Annotated in this window: 20 protein-coding genes, 1 tRNA gene, 1 pseudogene and 1 riboswitch; of the genes and pseudogenes, 12 read left to right on the forward strand and 10 right to left on the reverse strand. The window is 66.1% G+C overall.

Translation table 11 applies throughout. The annotated features are described in order from the left end of the window. Nucleotides 1-11 precede the first annotated feature (11 nt). From ILP92_RS06930 to ILP92_RS06960, 7 genes are all read left to right on the forward strand, one after another. On the forward strand, nucleotides 12-1,049 hold the full coding sequence (locus ILP92_RS06930; RefSeq protein WP_198915647.1) for a rod shape-determining protein: 1,038 nt from the start codon (nucleotides 12-14) through the stop codon (nucleotides 1,047-1,049). 36 nt (nucleotides 1,050-1,085) lie between these two features. Then, nucleotides 1,086-1,991, forward strand: coding sequence for a rod shape-determining protein MreC (gene mreC / locus ILP92_RS06935; RefSeq protein WP_198915648.1), 906 nt, complete (start codon nucleotides 1,086-1,088; stop codon nucleotides 1,989-1,991). After that, entirely contained in the window at nucleotides 1,984-2,517 is a 534-nt protein-coding gene (locus ILP92_RS06940; protein WP_198915649.1) for a rod shape-determining protein MreD, read from the forward strand. The genes mreC and ILP92_RS06940 overlap by 8 nt, the downstream gene beginning before the upstream one ends. Further along, the gene (gene mrdA / locus ILP92_RS06945) at nucleotides 2,514-4,436 is read left to right on the forward strand and encodes a penicillin-binding protein 2 (RefSeq protein ID WP_198915650.1); all 1,923 of its coding nucleotides are present in this window, start codon (nucleotides 2,514-2,516) and stop codon (nucleotides 4,434-4,436) included. The genes ILP92_RS06940 and mrdA overlap by 4 nt, the downstream gene beginning before the upstream one ends. After that, nucleotides 4,433-5,578, forward strand: a complete 1,146-nt coding sequence (gene rodA, locus ILP92_RS06950) for a rod shape-determining protein RodA (protein ID WP_198915651.1) — start codon at nucleotides 4,433-4,435, stop codon at nucleotides 5,576-5,578. The genes mrdA and rodA overlap by 4 nt, the downstream gene beginning before the upstream one ends. A gap of 69 nt (nucleotides 5,579-5,647) precedes the next feature. Further along, nucleotides 5,648-6,268: a glutathione S-transferase family protein gene (locus ILP92_RS06955; RefSeq protein WP_198915652.1), complete on the forward strand. Its 621-nt coding sequence runs from the start codon at nucleotides 5,648-5,650 to the stop codon at nucleotides 6,266-6,268. After that, a complete protein-coding gene (locus ILP92_RS06960; RefSeq protein ID WP_198915653.1) occupies nucleotides 6,265-7,200 on the forward strand; it encodes a 2-hydroxyacid dehydrogenase in 936 nt (311 codons plus the stop codon). The genes ILP92_RS06955 and ILP92_RS06960 overlap by 4 nt, the downstream gene beginning before the upstream one ends. 64 nt (nucleotides 7,201-7,264) lie before the next feature. Here ILP92_RS06960 and ILP92_RS06965 read toward each other — a convergent pair whose 3' ends face one another. After that, nucleotides 7,265-8,038 (reverse strand): SseB family protein, encoded by a 774-nt coding sequence (locus tag ILP92_RS06965; RefSeq protein ID WP_198915654.1) that lies wholly within the window; start codon nucleotides 8,036-8,038, stop codon nucleotides 7,265-7,267. Next, nucleotides 8,035-8,619 (reverse strand): uracil-DNA glycosylase family protein, encoded by a 585-nt coding sequence (locus ILP92_RS06970; protein WP_198915655.1) that lies wholly within the window; start codon nucleotides 8,617-8,619, stop codon nucleotides 8,035-8,037. The genes ILP92_RS06965 and ILP92_RS06970 overlap by 4 nt, the downstream gene beginning before the upstream one ends. A gap of 185 nt (nucleotides 8,620-8,804) precedes the next feature. Here ILP92_RS06970 and ILP92_RS06975 point away from each other — a divergent pair, with 185 nt between their 5' ends. From ILP92_RS06975 to ILP92_RS18445, 5 genes and pseudogenes are all read left to right on the forward strand, one after another. Then, nucleotides 8,805-9,464, forward strand: coding sequence for an ABC transporter ATP-binding protein (locus tag ILP92_RS06975; RefSeq protein WP_198915656.1), 660 nt, complete (start codon nucleotides 8,805-8,807; stop codon nucleotides 9,462-9,464). Then, entirely contained in the window at nucleotides 9,442-11,130 is a 1,689-nt protein-coding gene (locus tag ILP92_RS06980; protein ID WP_198915657.1) for a KpsE/RkpR family capsule polysaccharide export protein, read from the forward strand. Before ILP92_RS06975 ends, ILP92_RS06980 begins: the two co-directional genes overlap by 23 nt. Before the next feature lie 42 nt (nucleotides 11,131-11,172). Next, entirely contained in the window at nucleotides 11,173-12,498 is a 1,326-nt protein-coding gene (locus ILP92_RS06985) for a mechanosensitive ion channel family protein (protein WP_198915658.1), read from the forward strand. Nucleotides 12,499-12,567: 69 nt separating this feature from the next. Continuing rightward, nucleotides 12,568-12,642: transfer RNA gene (locus ILP92_RS06990), tRNA-Gln, on the forward strand. A gap of 290 nt (nucleotides 12,643-12,932) precedes the next feature. After that, nucleotides 12,933-13,290 (forward strand): annotated as a pseudogene (locus ILP92_RS18445) (integrase core domain-containing protein); the annotation flags it as partial. Between the two features lie 186 nt (nucleotides 13,291-13,476). On the opposite strand, the gene ILP92_RS07000 reads toward ILP92_RS18445, so the two are convergent. From ILP92_RS07000 to ILP92_RS07035, 8 genes are all read right to left on the reverse strand, one after another. Continuing rightward, on the reverse strand, nucleotides 13,477-14,136 hold the full coding sequence (locus ILP92_RS07000; protein ID WP_198915659.1) for a Fe2+-dependent dioxygenase: 660 nt from the start codon (nucleotides 14,134-14,136) through the stop codon (nucleotides 13,477-13,479). Nucleotides 14,137-14,139: 3 nt separating this feature from the next. Next, a complete protein-coding gene (locus tag ILP92_RS07005; protein ID WP_198915660.1) occupies nucleotides 14,140-15,048 on the reverse strand; it encodes a hypothetical protein in 909 nt (302 codons plus the stop codon). Nucleotides 15,049-15,566: 518 nt separating this feature from the next. Then, entirely contained in the window at nucleotides 15,567-15,740 is a 174-nt protein-coding gene (locus ILP92_RS07010; RefSeq protein WP_198915661.1) for a hypothetical protein, read from the reverse strand. After that, nucleotides 15,737-16,180 (reverse strand): hypothetical protein, encoded by a 444-nt coding sequence (locus tag ILP92_RS07015; protein ID WP_198915662.1) that lies wholly within the window; start codon nucleotides 16,178-16,180, stop codon nucleotides 15,737-15,739. The genes ILP92_RS07010 and ILP92_RS07015 overlap by 4 nt, the downstream gene beginning before the upstream one ends. Before the next feature lie 4 nt (nucleotides 16,181-16,184). Continuing rightward, nucleotides 16,185-17,459, reverse strand: a complete 1,275-nt coding sequence (locus ILP92_RS07020; RefSeq protein WP_214649971.1) for an agmatinase family protein — start codon at nucleotides 17,457-17,459, stop codon at nucleotides 16,185-16,187. A gap of 96 nt (nucleotides 17,460-17,555) precedes the next feature. Beyond that, on the reverse strand, nucleotides 17,556-18,323 hold the full coding sequence (locus tag ILP92_RS07025; protein ID WP_198915663.1) for an ABC transporter ATP-binding protein: 768 nt from the start codon (nucleotides 18,321-18,323) through the stop codon (nucleotides 17,556-17,558). Continuing rightward, complete coding sequence (locus ILP92_RS07030; protein WP_198915664.1) at nucleotides 18,320-19,132, reverse strand: ABC transporter permease; 813 nt, start codon at nucleotides 19,130-19,132, stop codon at nucleotides 18,320-18,322. The genes ILP92_RS07025 and ILP92_RS07030 overlap by 4 nt, the downstream gene beginning before the upstream one ends. Before the next feature lie 61 nt (nucleotides 19,133-19,193). After that, nucleotides 19,194-20,255, reverse strand: a complete 1,062-nt coding sequence (locus ILP92_RS07035) for a putative urea ABC transporter substrate-binding protein (RefSeq protein WP_198915665.1) — start codon at nucleotides 20,253-20,255, stop codon at nucleotides 19,194-19,196. A 101-nt stretch (nucleotides 20,256-20,356) separates the two neighbouring features. After that, nucleotides 20,357-20,461: riboswitch (guanidine-I (ykkC/yxkD leader) on the reverse strand. Between the last annotated feature and the right edge of the window lie 19 nt (nucleotides 20,462-20,480).

The raw sequence follows: 20,480 nt of genomic DNA on the forward strand, positions 1-20,480 counted from the left end.
GACTTGGGGATATGAGTAGTTTGACGGGGATCTTTTCCTCGGACATGGCGATCGACCTCGGCACGGCCAACACGCTGGTCTATGTCAAGGGACGCGGCATCGTGCTGAACGAACCATCGGTCGTCGCCTTCCACGTGCGCGACGGGCGCAAGCAGGTGCTGGCCGTGGGCGAGGACGCGAAACTGATGCTGGGCCGCACGCCCGGCTCGATCCAGGCGATCCGGCCCATGCGCGAAGGCGTCATCGCCGATTTCGACGTGGCCGAAGAGATGATCAAGCACTTCATCCGCAAGGTCCACAAGCGCACCACGTTCTCCAAGCCGAAGATCATCGTCTGCGTGCCCCATGGCGCCACGCCCGTGGAAAAGCGCGCGATCCGGCAATCGGTCATCAGCGCGGGCGCGCGCAAGGCGGGCCTGATCGCGGAACCCATCGCCGCGGCCATCGGATCGGGCATGCCGATCACGGACCCGACCGGGAACATGGTTGTCGACATCGGGGGCGGCACCACCGAAGTCGCCGTTCTCAGCCTGGGCGACATCGTCTACGCCCGCTCGGTGCGCGTCGGGGGCGACCGCATGGACGAAGCGATCATCAGCTACCTGCGCCGCCAGCACAATCTGCTCATCGGCGAAAGCACCGCCGAGCGGATCAAGACCACCATCGGCACCAGCCGGATGCCCGACGACGGGCGCGGCGCCGCGCTGCAGATCCGCGGCCGCGACCTGCTGAACGGGGTTCCGAAGGAAACCGAGATCAATCAGGCCCAGGTGGCCGAGGCGCTGGCCGAGCCGGTGCAGGCGATCTGCGAAGCGGTGATGATCGCGCTGGAAGCCACGCCGCCCGACCTGGCCGCCGACATCGTCGACCGGGGCGTCATGCTGACCGGCGGCGGCGCGTTGCTGGGCGAGCTGGACCTGGCGCTGCGCGAGCAGACGGGCCTGGCCGTTTCGATTGCCGACGAGTCACTGAATTGTGTGGCCCTGGGCACCGGCAAGGCGCTGGAATATGAAAAACAGCTGCGGCATGTGATAGACTACGACAGTTGATCCTGAGGGGGCGCGGCACGCCCCGAGGGGACCGGAATGGCAAGAGACAGGAACACGTCAGACGATTTCGTCAGACCGGTCAGGCGCATCCTGACCGGTGTGGTCGTGATCGTTCTTCTGGCCGTCTTCCTGTTCTGGCGCATCGACAGCCCCCGCGCCGAGCGCCTGCGCGCCCAGGTCATCGACCAGGTCGTGCCCAGCTTCGAATGGGCGCTTGTTCCGGTCACGAAACTCGCGGGCATGGTCGAGAATTTCCAAAGCTACACCCGCATCTACGAGCAGAACCAGGACCTGCGCCGCGAGCTGCAGCAGATGAAGGCGTGGAAGGAAGCCGCGCTTCAGCTGGAACAGGAAAACGCCAAGCTGTTGGATCTGAACAAGGTGCGGCTGGACCCGAAGCTGAATTTCATCACCGGCGTCGTGCTGGCCGACAGCGGCTCGCCCTTTCGGCAATCGGTGCTGCTGAACCTGGGCGCCCGCGACGGCATCCGGGACGGCTGGGCGACGACCGACGGTCTGGGCCTCGTGGGGCGCGTGTCGGGCGTGGGCAACAGCTCGTCGCGGGTGATCCTGCTGTCGGACAGCAACAGCCGCGTGCCGGTGGCGATCCAGCCGTCCGGCCAGCGCGCGATCCTGGCGGGCGACAATTCGAAACTGCCGCCGCTGGATTTCGTGGAAGAGCCGGAAGAGGTCCGTCCCGGCGACCGGGTGGTCAGTTCCGGCGACGGCGGCGTGCTGCCCGCGGGGCTTCTGGTGGGCCAGGTCGTGCAGGGCTCGGACCGGGTTCTGCGCGTGCGCCTGGCCGCCGATTACGAGCGGCTGGAATTCATGCGCGTGCTGCGTTCGCAACCGGCGACCCCGATCAGCGATCCGGGCGGTCTGGTCGCGCCATCGCGCAGCCCCGACACCGTGGCCCAGGCCGCGGAGAGCGCCGATGGTTGATCCGCTCACCCTTCGCCGCCTGGGTTTTCGCGCGATCTTCGCGGGCCTGTCGGTGTTGATCCTGTTCATCCTGATCCTGCCCTTTCACACCGCCAGCAACCCCATGAGCACGCCCGATCTGCTGGTGCTGCTGGCCTTCGCCTGGGTTCTGCGGCGGCCGGATTACGTGCCGGTGCTGCTGGTGGCGGCCGTGATCCTGATGTCGGATATCCTGTTCATGCGGCCGCTGGGCCTGTGGACGGCGCTTGTGGTCGCTGCGCTGGAGTTCCTGCGCGGGCGCGGCCATCTGAGCTCCGAGCTGCCCTTTCCCGTCGAGTGGGCGCTGGTGGCCGCGACGCTGACCGCGATCTCGGCCGCCAACGTGCTGGTCCTGGCGGTGTTCATGGTCCCGCAACCACCCTTCACCGCGATCCTGATGCAGGTCTTCGTGTCGGTCGCGGTCTATCCGCTGGTGGTCGCCTTCAGCGCCTTCGTCGTCGGCGTGCGCCCGCCCGCGCCGTCCGAACGGGAGGGCCTGCGCGCATGAAACGCAGCCCGCGCGATACCGAAGCGTCGCTGCGCAAGATCTCGCGCCGCAGCCTGGTGCTGGGCGGCGTGCAGCTGGGCGCGGCGGGCATCCTGGGCTGGCGGATGCGCCAGATGCAGGTCGAGCAAGCCGACGAGTTCCGCCTGCTGGCCGAGGAAAACCGCATCAACATGCGTCTGATCGCGCCCGCGCGCGGGCTGATCTTCGATCGCAACGGCATCCCGCTGGCAGAGAACGCGCAGAATTACCGCATCGTCATCGTGCGCGAAGACGCGGGCGACGTGGACCTGACCATCGAGAAGCTGCGCCAGCTGATCTATCTGGATCCGGTCGAGCTGGACCGCGCGCGCAAGGAGATCAAGCGCCGCTCGCCCTTCGTGCCGGTGACGCTGACCGACCAGCGCAGCTGGGAAGACATCGCGACGGTGGCCGTCAACGCGCCCGCCCTGCCCGGCATCACGCCGGACGTGGGTCTCACGCGCAACTACCCGCTGGACGAGGATTTCGCCCATATCGTCGGCTACGTGGGCCCGGTCAGCGACTACGACCTGAGCCGCATCGACGACGACGACCCGCTGCTGCAGATCCCCAAGTTCCAGATCGGCAAGACGGGCGTCGAGCAGAAATACGAGCGCACGCTGCGCGGCAGTGCCGGCGCGCGCCGGATCGAGGTGAACGCCGCGGGCCGCGTCATGCGCGAGCTCGGCCGCGATCCGGGCGACGCGGGCGGCGACATGCAGCTGACCATCGACAGCAAGCTGCAGAATTTCGTCGAGGCCCGGCTGGCCCCGGCCCTGTCGGCCAGCGCCGTGGTGATGGACACGCGCAATGGCGACCTGCTGGCCGTGGGCAACGCGCCCAGCTTCGATCCCAACAAGTTCGTGCGCGGGATCTCGGTCTCGGATTACGGCGAGCTGACCAACAACAAGTATCGCCCCCTGTCCAACAAGGCGGTTCAGGGTGCCTATCCGCCCGGCTCGACCTTCAAGATGATGGTTACCATGGCGGCGCTGGACGCGGGCCTGCTTAACCCCGGCGAGACGTTCTATTGCGGCGGCTACCACACGCTCGGCAACCGCCGCTTCCACTGCTGGAAGCGGGGCGGGCATGGCTGGGTCAACCTGGAAAAGTCGCTGCAGCAATCCTGCGACGTCTATTACTACGAGCTGGCCCAGCGCATCGGGATCGAGCGCATCGCCGAGACGTCGCGCCGCTTCGGCCTGGGGGAGCGGTTCGATCTGCCCATGTCCGCCGTCAGCCCCGGCATCATGCCCGACAAGCAGTGGCTGTTCGAGCGCTACAAGCAGAACTGGCGCGTCGGCGACAGCCTGAACGCGGCGATCGGCCAAGGCTACGTGCTGAGCACGCCGCTGCAGCTGGCGGTGATGACCGCGCGCCTGGCCTCGGGCACCCGGATCGAGCCGCGCCTGGTCAAGTCGGTGGACGGGGTCGAGCCCGAGCCGGTGGGCATCGAGCCGCTGGGCTTTCGCGAAGACCACCTGAACTACGTGCGCCGCGGCATGTTCGCGGTGGGCAATTCGCGCCGTGGCACGGCCTACGGCTCGCGCATCGAGGCGGCCGACAAGCGCATGGCGGGCAAGACCGGCACCAGCCAGGTCCGCAGCGTGGTGGTCCGCAACCAGGACGTCCCCTGGGAAGAGCGCGACCACGCCCTGTTCGTGGGCTTCGCGCCCTACGAGAACCCGCACCTGGCGGTGTCGGTCGTGGTCGAGCATGGCGGCGGCGGCTCGGCCGCGGCCGCACCGGTCGCGCGCGACATCATGCTGTTCGCGCTGAACGACGGGCTGCCACCGCTCGAGAACTACCCGTCCTCGCAACGCGCCCGGATTGGCGAATCGCTGTCCGAGCTGAACCTGCGGCAGAATTTCCGCCCCACGGACAGGGCGGACCGCGCATGAGTTACCTTGAATACAACGTCAAGACCGTCCCCACCGGCCCCACGAAGATCCTGTATCTGAACTGGCCGCTCGTGGTGCTGCTGACCACGGTGGCGTCGGTGGGCTTCCTGATGCTCTATTCGGTGGCGGGCGGCACCCTGCAGCCCTGGGCCGAGCCGCAGATGAAACGCTTCGCGCTGGGCCTGTTCGTGATGTTCGCCATCGCCATGGTGCCGATCTGGTTCTGGCGTAACATGGCCGGGCTTGCCTATGCGGTGTCGCTGGCGCTGCTTGTGGGCGTGGAATTCTTCGGCGAGACGGGCATGGGCGCCCAGCGCTGGATCAACCTCGGGTTCATGCGCCTGCAGCCGTCGGAGCTGACCAAGATTACCTTGGTGATGATCCTGGCCGCCTATTACGACTGGCTCGACATCCGCAAGACGTCGCGCCCGATCTGGGTGCTGATCCCGCTGCTGCTGATCGCCCTGCCCACCTACCTGGTGCTGCGCCAGCCCGATCTGGGCACCTCGATCCTGCTGGTCACGGGCGGCGGGCTGATCATGTTCCTGGCGGGCGTGTCGTGGTGGTATTTCATCGCCGTGATCGCCGCGGGCGTCGGCACGGTCAGTGCCGTCTTCGCGTCGCGCGGCCAGGACTGGCAGCTTTTGAAGGACTACCAGTACCGCCGGATCGACACGTTCCTCGATCCGTCCTCGGACCCGTTGGGGGCGGGCTATCACATCACCCAGTCGAAGATCGCACTGGGATCGGGGGGATGGACCGGGCGCGGCTTCATGCAGGGCACGCAAAGTCGGCTGAACTTCCTGCCCGAAAAGCACACCGACTTCATCTTCACCACCCTGGCCGAGGAATTCGGCTTCGTCGGCGCCGTGTCGCTGCTGACGCTTTACGTGTTGGTCGTCTTCTTCTGCGTCGTCTCGGCGGTGCGCAACCGCGACCGCTTCGGATCGCTGGTGACGCTGGGCATAGGGGCCACGTTCTTTTTGTTCTTCGCGGTCAACATGGCCATGGTCATGGGCCTGGCGCCCGTCGTGGGCGTGCCCTTGCCGCTGGTCAGCTATGGTGGCTCGGCGATGTTGGTGCTGATGGTCGGCTTCGGCCTGGCGCAGTCGGCCCATATCCACCGCCCCCGCGGACGCTGAGACCGCTTTGCAGACGCGCCCCGGCATGAGATAGTCGGGGGGCCCGAGCCGCCACGCGAGGACGCCGCCATGTCGTATCTGCGTTTCTACACGTCCCCCATGTCGCGCGGCCGGATCGTGCGCTGGATGCTCGAAGAGGTCGGCTGCGATTACGACACGCACCTGGTGGTCTTCGACGATCCGCGTCCCGAGGTGCTGCTGGCCGCCAATCCGCTGGGCAAGGTGCCGACGCTGATCCACGGCGACCGCGTCGTGACCGAGGCCGCGGCGATCTGCGCCTACCTGGCCGACGCCTTCCCCGAAGCGGGCCTTGCCCCACCCCTTGCCGAGCGGGCCGATTACTACCGCTGGCTGTTCTTCGCCGCCTCGACCCTGGAATACGCGGTGATGCACAAGGGCCTGGGACTGCAGATGCCCGAGGGACGCGAGCGCCAGATCGGCTACGGCAATTACGCGCGGGTGATGGACGCGCTCGAACAGGCAGTCGCCGGAAAGGGCTTCGTCGCGGGCGACAGCTTCAGCGCGGCGGATGTGTATCTGGGCTCGCAGATCGGGTGGGGCCTGCAATTCGGCACGATCGAGCCGCGCCCGGCCTTCGCGGCCTATTGGGCGGGGCTCAAGGACCGGCCCGCGAAGCGCCGCGCCGACCAGATCGACGACGCGCTGATGCCCGAAGGCCCCGCCGCATGAGCCGCCCGCGGGTCCTGTTTTCCGCCAAGCCCGAGCGCTGGGACGAAACCCGCGCCCCGCTTCTGCAAGCGGCACGCGACGCCGGACTGCCGATCGACCTGGCCAAAGATCACCCGCCCCAGGCCGTCGACTACATCGTCTATGCGCCCAATGGCGGATTGCAGGATTTCACGCCCTTCACCCGCCTCAAGGCGGTCCTGAACCTCTGGGCGGGGGTCGAGGACGTGGTCGACAACCCGACCCTCACCGTGCCCCTTGCCCGGATGGTCGATCCCAGCCTGACCGAAGGCATGATCGATTACGTCACCGCCCATGTCCTGCGGCACCACATGGGTCTCGACGCTCATATCGGCCGCGCGCCGGGCGACTGGGACCCGGTTCCGCCGCCCCTGGCGCGCGACCGGCGGGTGACGATCCTGGGACTGGGCGCGCTGGGCGCGGCCTGCGCCGAAGCCCTGGCGGGCCTGAATTTCGACGTCGCCGGGTGGAGTCGCACCGACAAGACGCTGCCCGGCATCCGGGCCTTCCACGGGTCGGCCGGGTTGAACCAGGCCCTGCACGACAGCGAAATCAGCGTCCTTCTGCTGCCGCACACGCCCGCAACCGACACCCTGATCGACGCCACGAGGCTGGCCCAGATGCCCGCAGGCGCGGTCCTGATCAATCCCGGGCGCGGTGCCCTGATCGACGATGCGGCGCTGCTGTCGGCGCTTGACGCGGGCCACCTGTCGCACGCCACGCTCGACACCTTCCGGACCGAGCCGCTGCCCGCGCATCACCCGTTCTGGCACCATCCCCGGGTCACCGTGACGCCGCATATCGCGTCCGTTTCGCGCCCCGAAAGCTGCGCCCGCGTCATCGTCGAGAACATCCGCCGCGCCGAGCACGGCGAGCCGCTTTTGCATCTGGTCGATCGCGACGCCGGTTACTGAGCGCCCCTGCCCCATCTTTGTTCTTGCAAATATCCCGGCCCGCGGCCCGCCACCCGGCGCGCGATCAGCGTAGCTTGGGCGGTGCGTCGGGGTCCGATCCCGGCGCGACCGGCTGGGCGGCCTCGAATTTGGGGATATCGAAGCGCAACCCGACCTTCGCCAGCCGCGCGGCCATGGCGTCGGACGCGTCGAAAAATGCCACGTCCAGGGCGCCTGCTTCCAGCCCCGAGAACACCAGCGCCTCGCGCACCGCGCGGGCCAGGGCCCGCTCGGCCCCGAAGGCCGGGTCGATGACGGCGAGCATATGCGACCGCACGCCGGTCTCGTAGCTCGCCCACACGAGATAGGCCATGCGCGCCAGGCCGGTGGCGGTGGCGAGCTTCGCGTCCAGCGCCGTCAGCAACCGCTCGGGCAGATCGCCCGGCGGATGCAGTTCGGTCGGGCGCGCCTCGATCTCGTCGGGGCCCTGGCCCAGCGTCTCGGCCAGCCAGGCCACCGCGTCCGAAGGCACCAGGAAGGACGACGGCGCGACGCCGGGGTTCAGCGCCAGCCCGATCCCCTTCCCGTCCAGCATCGCCGCCAGGATCCGCCCCGACAGGGCCGCGAAGGGCGCCTGCCCGTCAGCGAAATCGGCCAGCCGTTCGGCCCGGTCGAACACCAGCACGAACGCGCCCTGCGAGGTTTCGAACAGGCGCGGGTCCAGCGCGTCGCCCTCGGGTTCGCGCGTCAGCAGAAGGAAAAGCTCGCCATCGGCCAGCCGTTCGTAGAAGCGCAGCCGCGCCGCGTCATCGTCGGGCGCGGCTTCCATCGCGGCATGGGCATCGTCCAGCGGGGTCATTCCAGCACCTCGGTCACACGGGCGCGCAGGGCGGGCAGAAGGTCGGCTTCGAACCACGGGTTGCGCTTGATCCATGCGGTATTGCGCCAGCTCGGATGGGGCAAGGGAAAGACCCGCGGCGCATGATCGCGCCACGCGGCAACGGTTTCGGTCACCCCGCGCTTGCCGCCCAGGTGCCATTTCTGCGCGTGGCCGCCGATCAGCACCGTCAGGTCCACCTGGCCCACATGGGCAAGGGCCGCATCGCGCCAGGTCCGCGCGCAGACCGGCGGGGGCGGCAGGTCCGATCCCTTCGCGTCGTAGCCGGGAAAGCAGAACGCCATGGGCACGATCGCCACGCGGTCGCGGTCGTAGAACGTGGGCTCGTCCATCCCCAGCCAGTCGCGCAGCCGCTTGCCCGACTGGTCCCAGAACGGCGTGTTGGCCTTGTGGACCCGCATCCCCGGCGCCTGGCTTGCGATGAGCACGCGCGCGCCCTTCCGGAACCACACGACCGGGTTGGGCTCGTGCGCGGTCGCGGTTTCGGCGAAGCGCTGGGCGCAGATGGTGCAGGCGGACAGCCTGTCGGGCAGATCGGTCATCGCGTTGGATCTAACCCGCCCTGCGCTCGGGGCGAGGTCGGCCGCGACGCCGCGCGTCAGCGCACAGGGATTTCTTGGCATTGCCCACAATTCCTATCATACTAACGCCGCAATCCCGCATTAGGGGTCTGCCAACCGGGTCGTGATAAGGCTGGGGCCAGAGCAGCAGTCGTCGAGACAGGACAATGATCGAATTCGATAACGTATCGAAGTCATTCTGGACGGGCACCCAGCGCAAGGTCATCCTTGAGGGGGCGTCGTTCCGTGTCGATCTGGGCAACTCGCTGGGGATCCTGGCACCGAACGGGACCGGCAAGACGACGCTGATCAACATGATGGCCGGGCTCGAAAAGCCCGATGACGGGGAAATCCGCCGCACCAGCCGGATCTCGTTCCCGCTGGGCTTCATGGGCGGTGTCATCAACAAGCTGTCGGCCACCGAGAACGCGCGCTTCATCGCCAAGCTCTACGGCATCGACCCCGACTACCTGGAAGCCTTCTGCCGGTGGCTGTGCGACCTGGGCGAGTATTTCGACCAGCCGGTGGGCACCTATTCGTCGGGCATGCGCGCCCGGCTCAGCTTCGCGCTGCTGCTGGCACTGGACTTCGACATCTACCTGATCGACGAAGGCATGCCGTCGACCACGGACGTGGCCTTCAACCAGAAGGCGGGCCAGATCCTGCGCGAGCGGCTGGAGCAGGCCACGATCGTCATCGTCAGCCACCAGGCCGAAACGCTTGAAAAATTCTGCCGCTCGGCGGCGGTCCTGATGAACGGTCAGCTGCACCTGTTCGACACCCTGGAAGAGGCGAAGCGTCTTTATGACTACGAAACCCAAAGCTAAGAAGTTTCGGATTCGCAAATCCAGCCCCCTTGCCGGTGCCGCCCAGGTCGCGGCCACGGCTGCGAACGCCGCAGCCAAGCCCGCGCCCGAAACCGGCGCGCCCGCGCGGCCCGCCTTTCCCAGTGCCGACGCGGTCCGCAAGACGGCCACCGCGCCCGCCGCGCTGAACCCCGATATCGCCGGGCACTCTCAGCTCAGCGCCGAATCCGACATGGCGGCGATCCGCAAGGAAGGCCTGACCGGACGCCAGCTGCGCATGGCCCGCAGGCTGGCCCAGAAGCACGAGATCGCGGTCACGTCGGATTTCGACGCGGTGCGCCAGCTGCGAAAGCGCGGCATCGACCCGTTCGAGCGGGCCACCATGCTCGAACTGGTCGTCCCCGACGCCGCACGGCCAGCCGCCACGTCCGACAAGTCCGCCGCCCCGGTGCAGGGGGGCCGCGTGCAATTGCCCCAGACGGTCGCCAAGGCCCAGGTGCCCAGCACCGAGGTGTCGAAGCCGCCGCGCCACGCAGGCGAGCGGATCGCCCAGATCAACGAGATCCAGCGCGACATCGCCCGGCGGCGCCGCAGGCGGCTGGCGCTTCTGGGCGCGCGGCTGTCTGTCTTCGTGCTGCTGCCCACGCTGATCGCGGGCTGGTATTTCTACGCCGTGGCGACCCCCATGTACGCCACCAAGACCGAATTCGTGATCCAGCAAGCCGAAGCCCAGGCGGGCGGCGGTCTGGGCGGGCTATTCTCGGGCACGGGCTTCGCCACGTCGCAGGATTCGATCGCGGTGCAAAGCTATCTGACGTCGCGCGATGCCATGCTGCGGCTGGACGAGGATGCGGGCTTCAAGACCCATTTCAGCCAGGATCACATCGATCCGATCCAGCGTCTGCCCAAAGGCGCGTCGATGGAGCGGACCTACGATCTTTACCAGGACGTGGTCGAGATCGGCTACGATCCGACCGAGGGCATCGTCAAGATGGAGGTCATCGCCGCCGACCCCGAAGTCAGCGCCGAGTATTCGCGCCGCCTGATCGACTACGCTGAAGAGCGGGTGGACAACCTGACCCAGCGCCTGCGCGGCGACCAGATGAACGACGCCCGCGCCAGCTTCGACGAGGCCGAGGCCAAGATGCTCGCCGCCCAGGACCGCGTCCTGACGCTGCAGGAACAGCTGGGCGTTCTGGATCCGGCAGCCGAAAGCGGGTCGGTCATGGGCCAGATCACCACCTTCGAAACCCAGCTGCGCGAAAAGCAGCTCGAGCGCGAAACGATCCTGTCCAACCGCCGTCCGAACCAGGCGCGGCTGAACGGGGTCGAAGGCGAAATCCGCAGGCTGCAGGCCGTGGTGGACGATCTGCGCTCGCAAATGACCAACGGGACGGGCGATGCCGCGTCGCTGGCGCGTATCTCGGCCCAGCTGCGAATCGCCGAGACGGACCTGGAAACCCGCACCGCGCTGATGCAGCAGGCGCTGCAGCAATTGGAAACCGCGCGCCTCGAAGCCAATCGCCAGACACGCTACCTGTCGCTGGGCGTGACGCCGGTGGTGCCGGACGCGCCCGCCTATCCGCGATCGTTCGAGAACACGTTGCTGGCCTTCCTGGTCTTCGCGGGGCTCTACCTGCTGCTGTCGCTGACCGCGTCGATCCTGCGCGAACAGGTCTCGGGCTAGGGGGCCCTTGCGGCACCGCCCGGGACGGCTAAGGATTGCGCCATGTTGCGTGTGCTCGCCTGCGGCCTTCTGGCCCTGATCCTGTTGCTGGCCCCGTCCGGGCCCATCGCCGCACAGGACGTCGAAGACGGCCCGGTTGCCGGTCAGGATGACCGAGGCGTCGTTCAGGACGCCGCGTTGTGGCAGCAGATCCAAACACTTCTGAACGAGCTCGAGGGTTATGGCGACGTGCAGGTCACGGTCCGCTCGGGGGTCGTGATCCTGCAGGGCGAAGTCGTCGATCCGGCCGCGGCACAACGGATCGAAGACTTGGTCACCCCCATCGAAGGTGTCACCGCCGTCGAGAACCGCATCACGACCTCGACCGACCTGGACAAACGGCTGAACCCGGCCGCGGAACGGCTGGGCGCGCGCTTGTCGCAGGCGTTGAACTACCTGCCGCTGGTGTTGGTGGCGGTGCTGGCCGCGCTGGCGGTGTCGGCGCTGGGATTTTTCCTCGCGCGCCGGATCCGGTTCTGGCAGCGGATCGCTCCCAATGCCTTCATCGCGGACATCTATCGCCAGCTTCTGCGGCTGGCCTTCATCCTGGCGGGCATCGTGCTGGCGCTGGATATCCTGGGGGCCACGGCGCTTCTGGGGACGATCCTGGGGGCGGCGGGCCTGGTGGGACTGGCGATCGGTTTCGCCGTGCGCGACACGGTCGAGAATTTCATCGCCTCGATCATGCTTTCCATGCGCCAGCCGTTCCGCCCCAACGATGCGGTGATGATCGAAGGACACGAGGGCCGCGTCATCCGCCTGACCAGCCGCGCCACGATCCTGCTGGATTTCGACGGCAACCACGTGCGCATCCCGAACGCCACCGTCTTCAAGGGGCGCATCGTGAACTACAGCTCGAACCCCGAGCGGCGGTTCCTGTTCCGGCTGGGGGTCGAGCCCGATTGCGACCTGGCCGCGGTGCGCAAGCTGATGGACGACACGCTGCGCGCCCTGCCCTTCATCCTCGACACGCCAGCGGTGGACGTCTGGATCGACGACATCACGGAAGGCGGCGTGATCTTCACGCTGACGGGCTGGATCGACCAGCGCGACACGGCGCTTCTGCGCGCCCGGGGCGAGGCACTTCGCGCCGTCAAGGACGCGGTCGAGGCCGCAGGCGCCGCGATCCCCGACACCACCTACCGCATCCGCCTTGAAGACTCGGGCGCCCCCAAAGCTGCGCCCCCCGTCTCGGCACCTGCGCCCGCCGCGACGCCCCCGGCCACCGTGGATGTGCGCGAAGAACACGATCTGTCCAACCTGATCGACGCCGAACGGGCCGGACCCAAGGGCGAAGACCTGCTGAGCGACACCGCAGAAACCGAATGATTTTTCACCGCCATGGGGCGGATATGGCCTTGCGTCCCCCGCCCCCCCTGCCTAAAACCACCCTCGCGTTGGGGTGTAGCCAAGCGGTAAGGCATCGGTTTTTGGTACCGTGTATCGTAGGTTCGAATCCTACCACCCCAGCCATAAACAGCAAAAAATCCCTCCCTGCCAATGGGATAGCCGCTCTTCAAGCGGTCATCCTCCCGTCTGCACGTCGCGGTGCTTCACCAACTGGTTCATATCGTTCGGGGTGAAGACCTGGTGAACCGTCGAGGACGTGGGGACTTCACCTCGTCCGCAAAAGCGGAATTCTCCACTTTCGACGTCAGTGGCCGCGCATTTTGTACGAAGTAGGTGCGCCCGAGTTTTCGTCGGTTTCTCTTCGCACCCACGTCCCCCGCGACGCGGTTGGGCGGTCTGCCGGGCAGCGCATGATCCGCGTCGACAGGAAGCTCAACTCCACCGACATGGTCGAGGCTCTGACGGATCTCTTCATCCTGCGCGGGCCGCCCGAGGTCATTCGGTCCGACAACGGCCCCGAATTCGACATGCTTAAGATGCGGGGGGGATCGAGGCCGTGGGGGCGAAGACCACTTCCACCGAGCCGGGTCACCTTGGGAAAACGGCTCCTGCGAAAGCTTCAACGATCGGTTCCGCAACGGGCTGCTCGACGGAGGAGCCTTCTGCTCGCCCCGCGAGGTCCGGATCCTCATCGAGCGGTGGCGACGCCCTTACAATACCGTCCGACCTCACAGCGCCCTGGACTACAGGCCCCCGGCGCCGGAGAGCATCGTGACCGTCGACCAGCGGCCAAAGATGCACCGACCATCAAGTTGGACCACTCGGTGGGGACAGATCGGGAGAAGCTATACCGATCCCACACCGGTTGGATGTGTTTCGTCCGAGCAGAAGAGTGCGCCGTTACTGAAAGTGCGGATCGACACCGGTGCCAAGATCCACCTGGCCATGCGCTTGAGCTCAATCGTCATACCACATTCGCGACAGGTTGGCCTTTGCCTTGAAAACGCGGTCGAAAGCCGGGGTCTTGCCGGTGGCGTCATGCAGCAGGCGCGCCGCCACATCGAGATCGTGCAGCGTCTCGCGCCGTGCGGGATCGCGCACCCAGCTGGTGATCCAGCCAACAATGGCGACGCGCTCTCCGTGCGTGACGGGTTCAACCCGGTGCAGCGCGGATGTCGAATAAAGGATCATGTCGCCGGCCTGAAGCTTGATGGCGCGGTCTTCAAGGGCGTCTTCGAGCACCAGCTCTCCACCGGAATAGCTGTCCGGGTCCGTGAGGGAGAGAGTGAAGGACAAATCGGTGCGAAGACCGTTCATTACCGGATCGTCCACGTGCGTGCCGTAGGTCATGCCGCCGCGATAGCGCGACAGCAGCATCCGCGCATAATGCCGCGGACGCGCAACCGAGCGGACGAGCTCGTGGCCATCGAGCGTCTTGCGGACCTTTTCGAAGATTGCTTCCAGCTCGGGCGACTTCCGGGCCTGGAGATTTGCCTTGACGTCCCGGGCATAGCGACCGGCCGTCTTTCGCCCGTCTTCGTAGTCGAGCGCGTCGGCGGCATCCCGAAGGGTCGCCAACGCGTCGTTACCAAGCACATTGGAGATGACGATCGCCATGGCTTATTCGCCTTCGCCCTCGCCTTCGCCTTCAGCGGGGGTTTCGGCGTGCCCCAGTGTCAGCGCGGCCAGCTCCATGCGCGCCGCCGCACCGTAGATCACTTCGGCATCTGCATCGAAACTGCCTTCGCCTTGCAGATCGCCGTAGACGGCACCGGTCACGGCCACCTGGTCGAGCAGGGTTTGGGCAACCTTGGCCAGCGCCGCGTCGTCACCTTCGGCCATTTGCTGGGCTTCGGCTTCGACCGCCCGCAGGAAGCCCCAGCTGTCCTGGTATTCATGCAGATCGGTGATGGATTGATCGTCGCCGAAAGCGGCGCTGTATTCCTCGCCGGCGATGCGGGTCAGCGCCACAAGGCTTTCCACCTGCGTGGCGGCGGGATAGCTGGCGCGGACGACCTGCATCGTCTCGCGCATCTCGCCGAATCGCGCCCGAACCTCGGACAGATCGGCCTCGGCCTCGGTTGCGGCGGCAAGTGCGGCGATCTGATCCTCGAGCTGTGCGTGGCCGGATTGTTCCAGCGCCTCCTCGACGGCTTCGTATTTCTCTTCGATCGGATGGCCCATATGGGTCTTGGCCGCGGCCAGATCGCCCAATTCGTAAAGTGCGAGTCCCGCGCGCACATGCCCCTCCATGAAGGCAAGTCCGGTCAGAAGCGCGACGTCGGGATCGGCGGGTGCGCCGCCTTCTCCTTCGCCCTCGCCAGAAGCGGTTTCCGCTGCGACGCTGTGACCTTCGCCCTCGCCTTCGGCAGAGATCGTCGTTTCACGTTCCGCGGATTCGCCTTCACCTTCGGCGTAGGCCCCGGTCGCGGCGATGACCCCTGCGGCGGTCAAGGCCGCTACGCCAGTCAGTGTCGAGACCCGGCGCGCATTCACAAGGCGCGGACGTTGGTTCGGTGTTTCGCTCATGGCTTGCTTCTCATGCTTGGTCCACTGGCCCCTCGTGTACGAGCCTCCGTGCTGAACGTCAATTCTTACTTTTTTTGTCGGGAACTGATTTCAGCCCTTTTCGTGATGGGTAAGGGCCGATCGACCCGCTCTCACTGAAAGCACAGGTTCGAACTTGTCGAACGATGAATTACCGCTCGTCGGAAGCTCGATTTGCATGCGCCGCAAGGGTGCTCTCTTCGCCCGCGGCAAAGGCGACAAGTCTCGGATGTCCATGCCTGTGCCGGTTCGATGAACGGCAAGACGGGGCGTGGCATCCGTGTAATCAAGCGCGTCTCACGGCTCTGCCTGCGGGAATGGGACCCCCGCCCAGAGGCCGACCCGCGTTACATGTTCTCTGACCATTGCGCCGATGGAAGTGATCCATCGGCGCAATGGTCGTCTTGTAGATGCCGAACCCGCGTCTGCGACATATCGGTGGGGAGCCTGCAGGCCGCATCTGGCAGGGTAGCCCGGCAGCTACCGCGCGTTTGCGTTGTCTATTTGGCGGACTTGCTCTTGGCGTAGACGACGGCTGCCATTGCAATCAGTCCGCACGCGGTCAGGACAGGCCAGGCGTGCGCATCCGCGTGGGCGTGCGGCAGGCTTGCGGTGTGTGCCAGCGCGGGACCGGCGGTCAGCAGGGACAGGGCGAAGAGGGTCGTGGTCTTCATGAGTCGATCTCTTTCTTTCGGGTTGTCAGGAAGTCGCGCAGGTCGAGTGACGATTTCTCGTCCATCGACACGTAGATCAGCGCCATGTTGGTGCGTTCTTGGACCATCTCCCCGGGGAACGGCAGGTAGGACAGCTCTCGCGACCCGAAGCTGGGCGACGCGGTGCCCACCTGCCAGTCGGTCGTCAGTTCCACGTCCACCAGCTTCAGCGCGGTCTTGCCGCCCTGCCCCGGTCGCTCGAACGGGACACCGGCCAGCTTGAGGTAGCTGGTCTTGTCCTTGGCCTGAACGAACCCGTCGATGAACTGGGTCGCCAGAACCTGCAGGTCTGCGGCCACGTCTTCGGTGTGCATGTGGCTGTGCAGGTGATCGGCGTCGTGAGGATGATTATGGTCATGCGGATGGTGGTGATGGTCGTGCGGGGCGTGGTCATGGGGCATGGCGCTATCCGATCTTGTGAGGTTCGGGATTCGACCAGCGCTTGCCTTCGAAATCACCGCGGGGAATGGCCACCGGCTTGTCGATATGGCGTTTGTGCGCGCCAAGCTTGCCATGCGAGACCAGCGATCCCAGGACGTCGACGATCACCCGCGTGCCCATCAGGGCCGTGATCTCGGACTGATCGTAGGGCGGGCTGACCTCGACCAGCTCCATGCCGCAGATGCCTTCCGCCGCGACCATGGATGCCAGCGCAAGCGCCTCGCGCGGAAGAAAGCCGCCCGGTTCGGGCCAGCCGGTGCCCGGCACGAAGCCACAGTCGATGCTGTCGATATCGAAGGACATATAGACCATGTCCACGCCGTCCCATGCCATTTCCAGCGCCATCTCGGCGGTCTTGTGGATACCCATCGCTTCCATGTCGGACATGGTGATGATGTTGGTGTTGCGCTCTCGGGCGACCTTCACGGCCTCTCGCGGGACCTGCCAGCCACCGATGCCGACCTGGACCAGGTTCTTGGGCGACACGTTCGGCATGTTCGTCGCATGGAACCACGGGGTCGTGTGCATGCGCTCGTCCAGGTCCTTTTCCTGGATGTCGGCGTGGCGGTCGAAATGCACGATCCCGATCTTCTTCGAGGTGCATTCCGCGATGCCGCGCAGGCATGGAAAGCCGATCGAATGGTCGCCGCCGATCATGATCGGCAGGCTGCCGGATGAAAACACGTGGCTGACCGCCCGGCTGATCTGGTCGAAGCTCTTTTCGATGTTGGCCGGGATGGTGAACACGTCGCCGGCGTCGCACAGGGTCATCTGCTCGCGCAGATCGACGCCGGTCTCGTAGTTATATGGCGTGTAGAGGGCGCTGATCTTGCGCACGCCCTGCGGGCCGAATCGGGTGCCGGCGCGGTAGGTCGTGCCGCCGTCGAACGGTATGCCCAAGACGGTCGCGTCGTAATGGGCGACCTCCTGCACGTCCTCGGCGTAGGGCGCCTTGAGGAACGTGTTGATGCCCGCGTAATGCGGCAGCTCGCCGCGCGCGAAGGTGGGGATGGACTTGTCGTCGATGCTGTCGGCACCCGTCAGGCCCATGCGCAGCGCCCAGCGGCGCTCTTCGTCCCAACGGCCTTCGGGAAGCTCTCCTTCCTTCTGCATGGCCTTCCAGCCACCCAGCTTGGTCAGGTCGGGATGGTGGTCACGACGGTCACGGGCCGACAATCGGTCAGCCATATCGCGTGGATGGCGAGAGCGCGCTTCGGCGCGGCTAAGATCAGAGAACATCACTGTCTCCCTTATGTGCCCCAATACACGGGGCGGTCTGTACGGGCCTTGGCAAACCTGTCTGCGCGGGGCCCGGCGGCGCGCAGGAGGGAGCTCTCAATGCGCGGCCAGCGAGGGGTACCAGTCGAGGATGTGCTGGAAGGGCATACCGCCGTCGCGGGCATCGAAATCATAGGTGACCGTGGCGCCGAAGGCCTCGGGCGCGTGGGGATCCCAGCGCGGCTTGTCGAAGACCAGGACGCGGTCCCCCAGTTTGAAGCCCTCGCTCAGATCGTGAGTGACCATGAAGACGGTCATCTTCGTCTCGGCCCGCAAGTCGGTCAGGAAGTCGTGCATGGCGATCCGTGTCCCGGGATCCAGCGCACCGAAGGGCTCGTCCAGCAACAGGATACGGGGCCGTGCCGTCAGCGCCTGGCCGATGGCAAGGCGCTGCTGCATCCCGCCCGACAGCGTTGCGGGATATTGTTTGGCGACATGGCCCAAACCGATGCGATCCAGCGTCTCGTCCGCGCGTTCGCGGGCGGCGCGCAACTTCGAGCCGAAGAAGCGTCCCAGACCGCTCGGGAAGCTTTCGGCGGCGACGATGTTGTCGCGCACGGTCATGTGCGGAAAGACGGAATACTTCTGAAAGACCACGCCACGCTCGCGTCCCGGCTCGCGGGCAGGGTCGCCGCCATCGATGCGGATCTCTCCGCGACTGGGCGTCTCGTCGGCCAGCAGCAGGCGCAGGAAGGTGGATTTCCCGCAGCCCGAAGCCCCGACGATCGAGACGAACTCGCCCTCGGTCACGTCCAGGTTGACGCGCTCGATGATCGACCGCTGGCCGTAGCTTTGCCAGACGTCGGTGACTTCCACGAAGCTCACAGCCCTTCCTCCAGCCAAGGGAAGGCGGCGCGAGAGATGGCCTTCAGCGCCCAATCGATCAGGAAGGCGAGCAGCGTGATCCAGATGACGTAGGTCAGGATGATATCCATCGCGAGATACCGGCGGACAAGGAAGATGCGGTAGCCCAGCCCCGAATCCGCCGCGACCGCCTCGGCCGCGATCAGGAACAGCCACGCGGCCCCCAGCGACAGGCGCACCGACTGGATCAGGCGCGGAATGATCTTCGGCAGCACGACGCGCAGGGCGATGACCGCGGTCGATGCACCAAGGGTCTGCGCCTTGACGATTTCTTCGTGGGGAATGTCGAGCACGCGTTGGCTGAGGTCACGGGTGATGAAGGGCGTGATGCCCACCACGATCAGGACGACCTTCGAGGTCTCTCCCAGGCCGAACACGATGAACAGGATCGGCAGCAGCGCCAGCGGCGGCACCATGGACAGCACGGCGACGAAATCGGACAGGGTGCGTCGCGCGTAGGGCAGCATCCCGATCAACACGCCAAGAAAGGTTGCCAGTGCGGCAGCGATGGCCACCCCGATACCCAGGCGCCGCAGGCTGGCCCAGGTGTCGGACCAGAGCAGGATCTCTCCAGTGCGGCGGTCACCTTCGGTGAACAGCTGCTTGGCGGTCGCGGCGATGGTTTCCGGTGCGGGCAACAGCTTGTCCGAGGGGTTGGCGCTCAGCCGGATTTCCGACCCGATCCAGTAGGCGATGATGACGGCGACAAAGGGCAGAGCCGCCAGAAGCACAGCGGTGGGCCGATCGGGACGTCGATTGATCAAGCGCATCTCGGGCTCCGATGCCGGGGATCAGGCCCGGCCCCGCACCGGCGGGACCGGGCGGTGGTCACTACAGATCGCCTTCGGCGGCCATCTGCATGAAGCTGGCATCGAAGCGAAACTTGACGTTGCCCTCGTCGCCGGTGATCGTCCCGTCGGGATATTCGATCCCGATGAAATCCGCCGACGGCGCGCCGACGCCAAGGATGCCCTTGTCGAACAGGAACTCGGCGATGTTTACCATCGTGTCGGGCAGCTCCGCGCTTTTGGCCTGCGCCACACCATCCGCGGGCGCGTAGAACATCTCGGTCGCGTCGAGTTGCGACTGGTAGCCTGCCAGATCCGTACCGGACGCTTCGGCCATCGCGGTCAGAACTTCCTCGTCACCCGCTGCCATCAGACCCATCACTTCGTACCATGCGCCGACCAGCGCGCGTCCGAAATCGGGGTTGGCGTCCAGGGTTTCGGTGTTCACGACCATCAGGTCCAGGATTTCTCCGGGGATTTGCGAACTGTCGAACAAGGTCGTCGCATCGGGGTTCGATGCCAGGATTTCCGACACCAGCGGGTTCCATGTCACGACGGTGTCCACATCATCGCTGGCAAAGGCCGCGATCATGTCCGCGTCGGACGTGTTCACGATGCCAGCAAGATCGCGCTCGGACAGGCCGACCGTATCCAGCGCGCGGGCCAGCAAGTAGTGAGAGACCGATAGTTCCACGAGGTTGACAGACGTGCCCGCGAGGTCTTCGAGCGTCGTGTCGCCGGACGCGATCACCGCGTCGTTGCCATTGGAGAAGTCGCCGATGATCAGCGCGGTTGTGTCGACGCCACCACCGGCCGGGATCGACAGCGTGTCCATGTTGGTGGCCGAGACGCCGTCGAATGCCCCTGCGGTGTACTGGTTGATGGATTCGACATAGTCGTTGATCTGAACGATATCGACGGTGATGCCGTACTTCTCGGCCCACTTGTCCATGATGCCGGACTCGTCCAGATACCCCCACGGCATCCAGCCGACATAGATCGACCAGGCGATGGAGAAGTCAGTTTTCTCTTGGGCGAAGGCGGGCGACGCGGTGGCGGTGGCCAATCCGATGGCGGCGGCGGCAAGGTACTTGGCTCTGGTCATAGGGCATCCCCGTTGGTCAGCGTCCCGCCCGATGGTCATGTCTGTCAGGTCGGATCCGCGGGCGGAACAGGAGGTTGGTGCGGGTCAAACCTGCGCAGTGCGTCTCCCGGGATTTTGCCCCGCCGTGTGCCTAACCGGAATTTGCCGGCCGGGTGGTGTTTCTTGGACCTGACCCGCAATGCGGCGGAACCCTAAACACCCTGCATTTCCATCCAGACAGGTGGA

It is taken from the genome of Palleronia pontilimi (genome assembly GCF_016412875.1).
Lineage (GTDB): Bacteria > Pseudomonadota > Alphaproteobacteria > Rhodobacterales > Rhodobacteraceae > Palleronia > Palleronia pontilimi.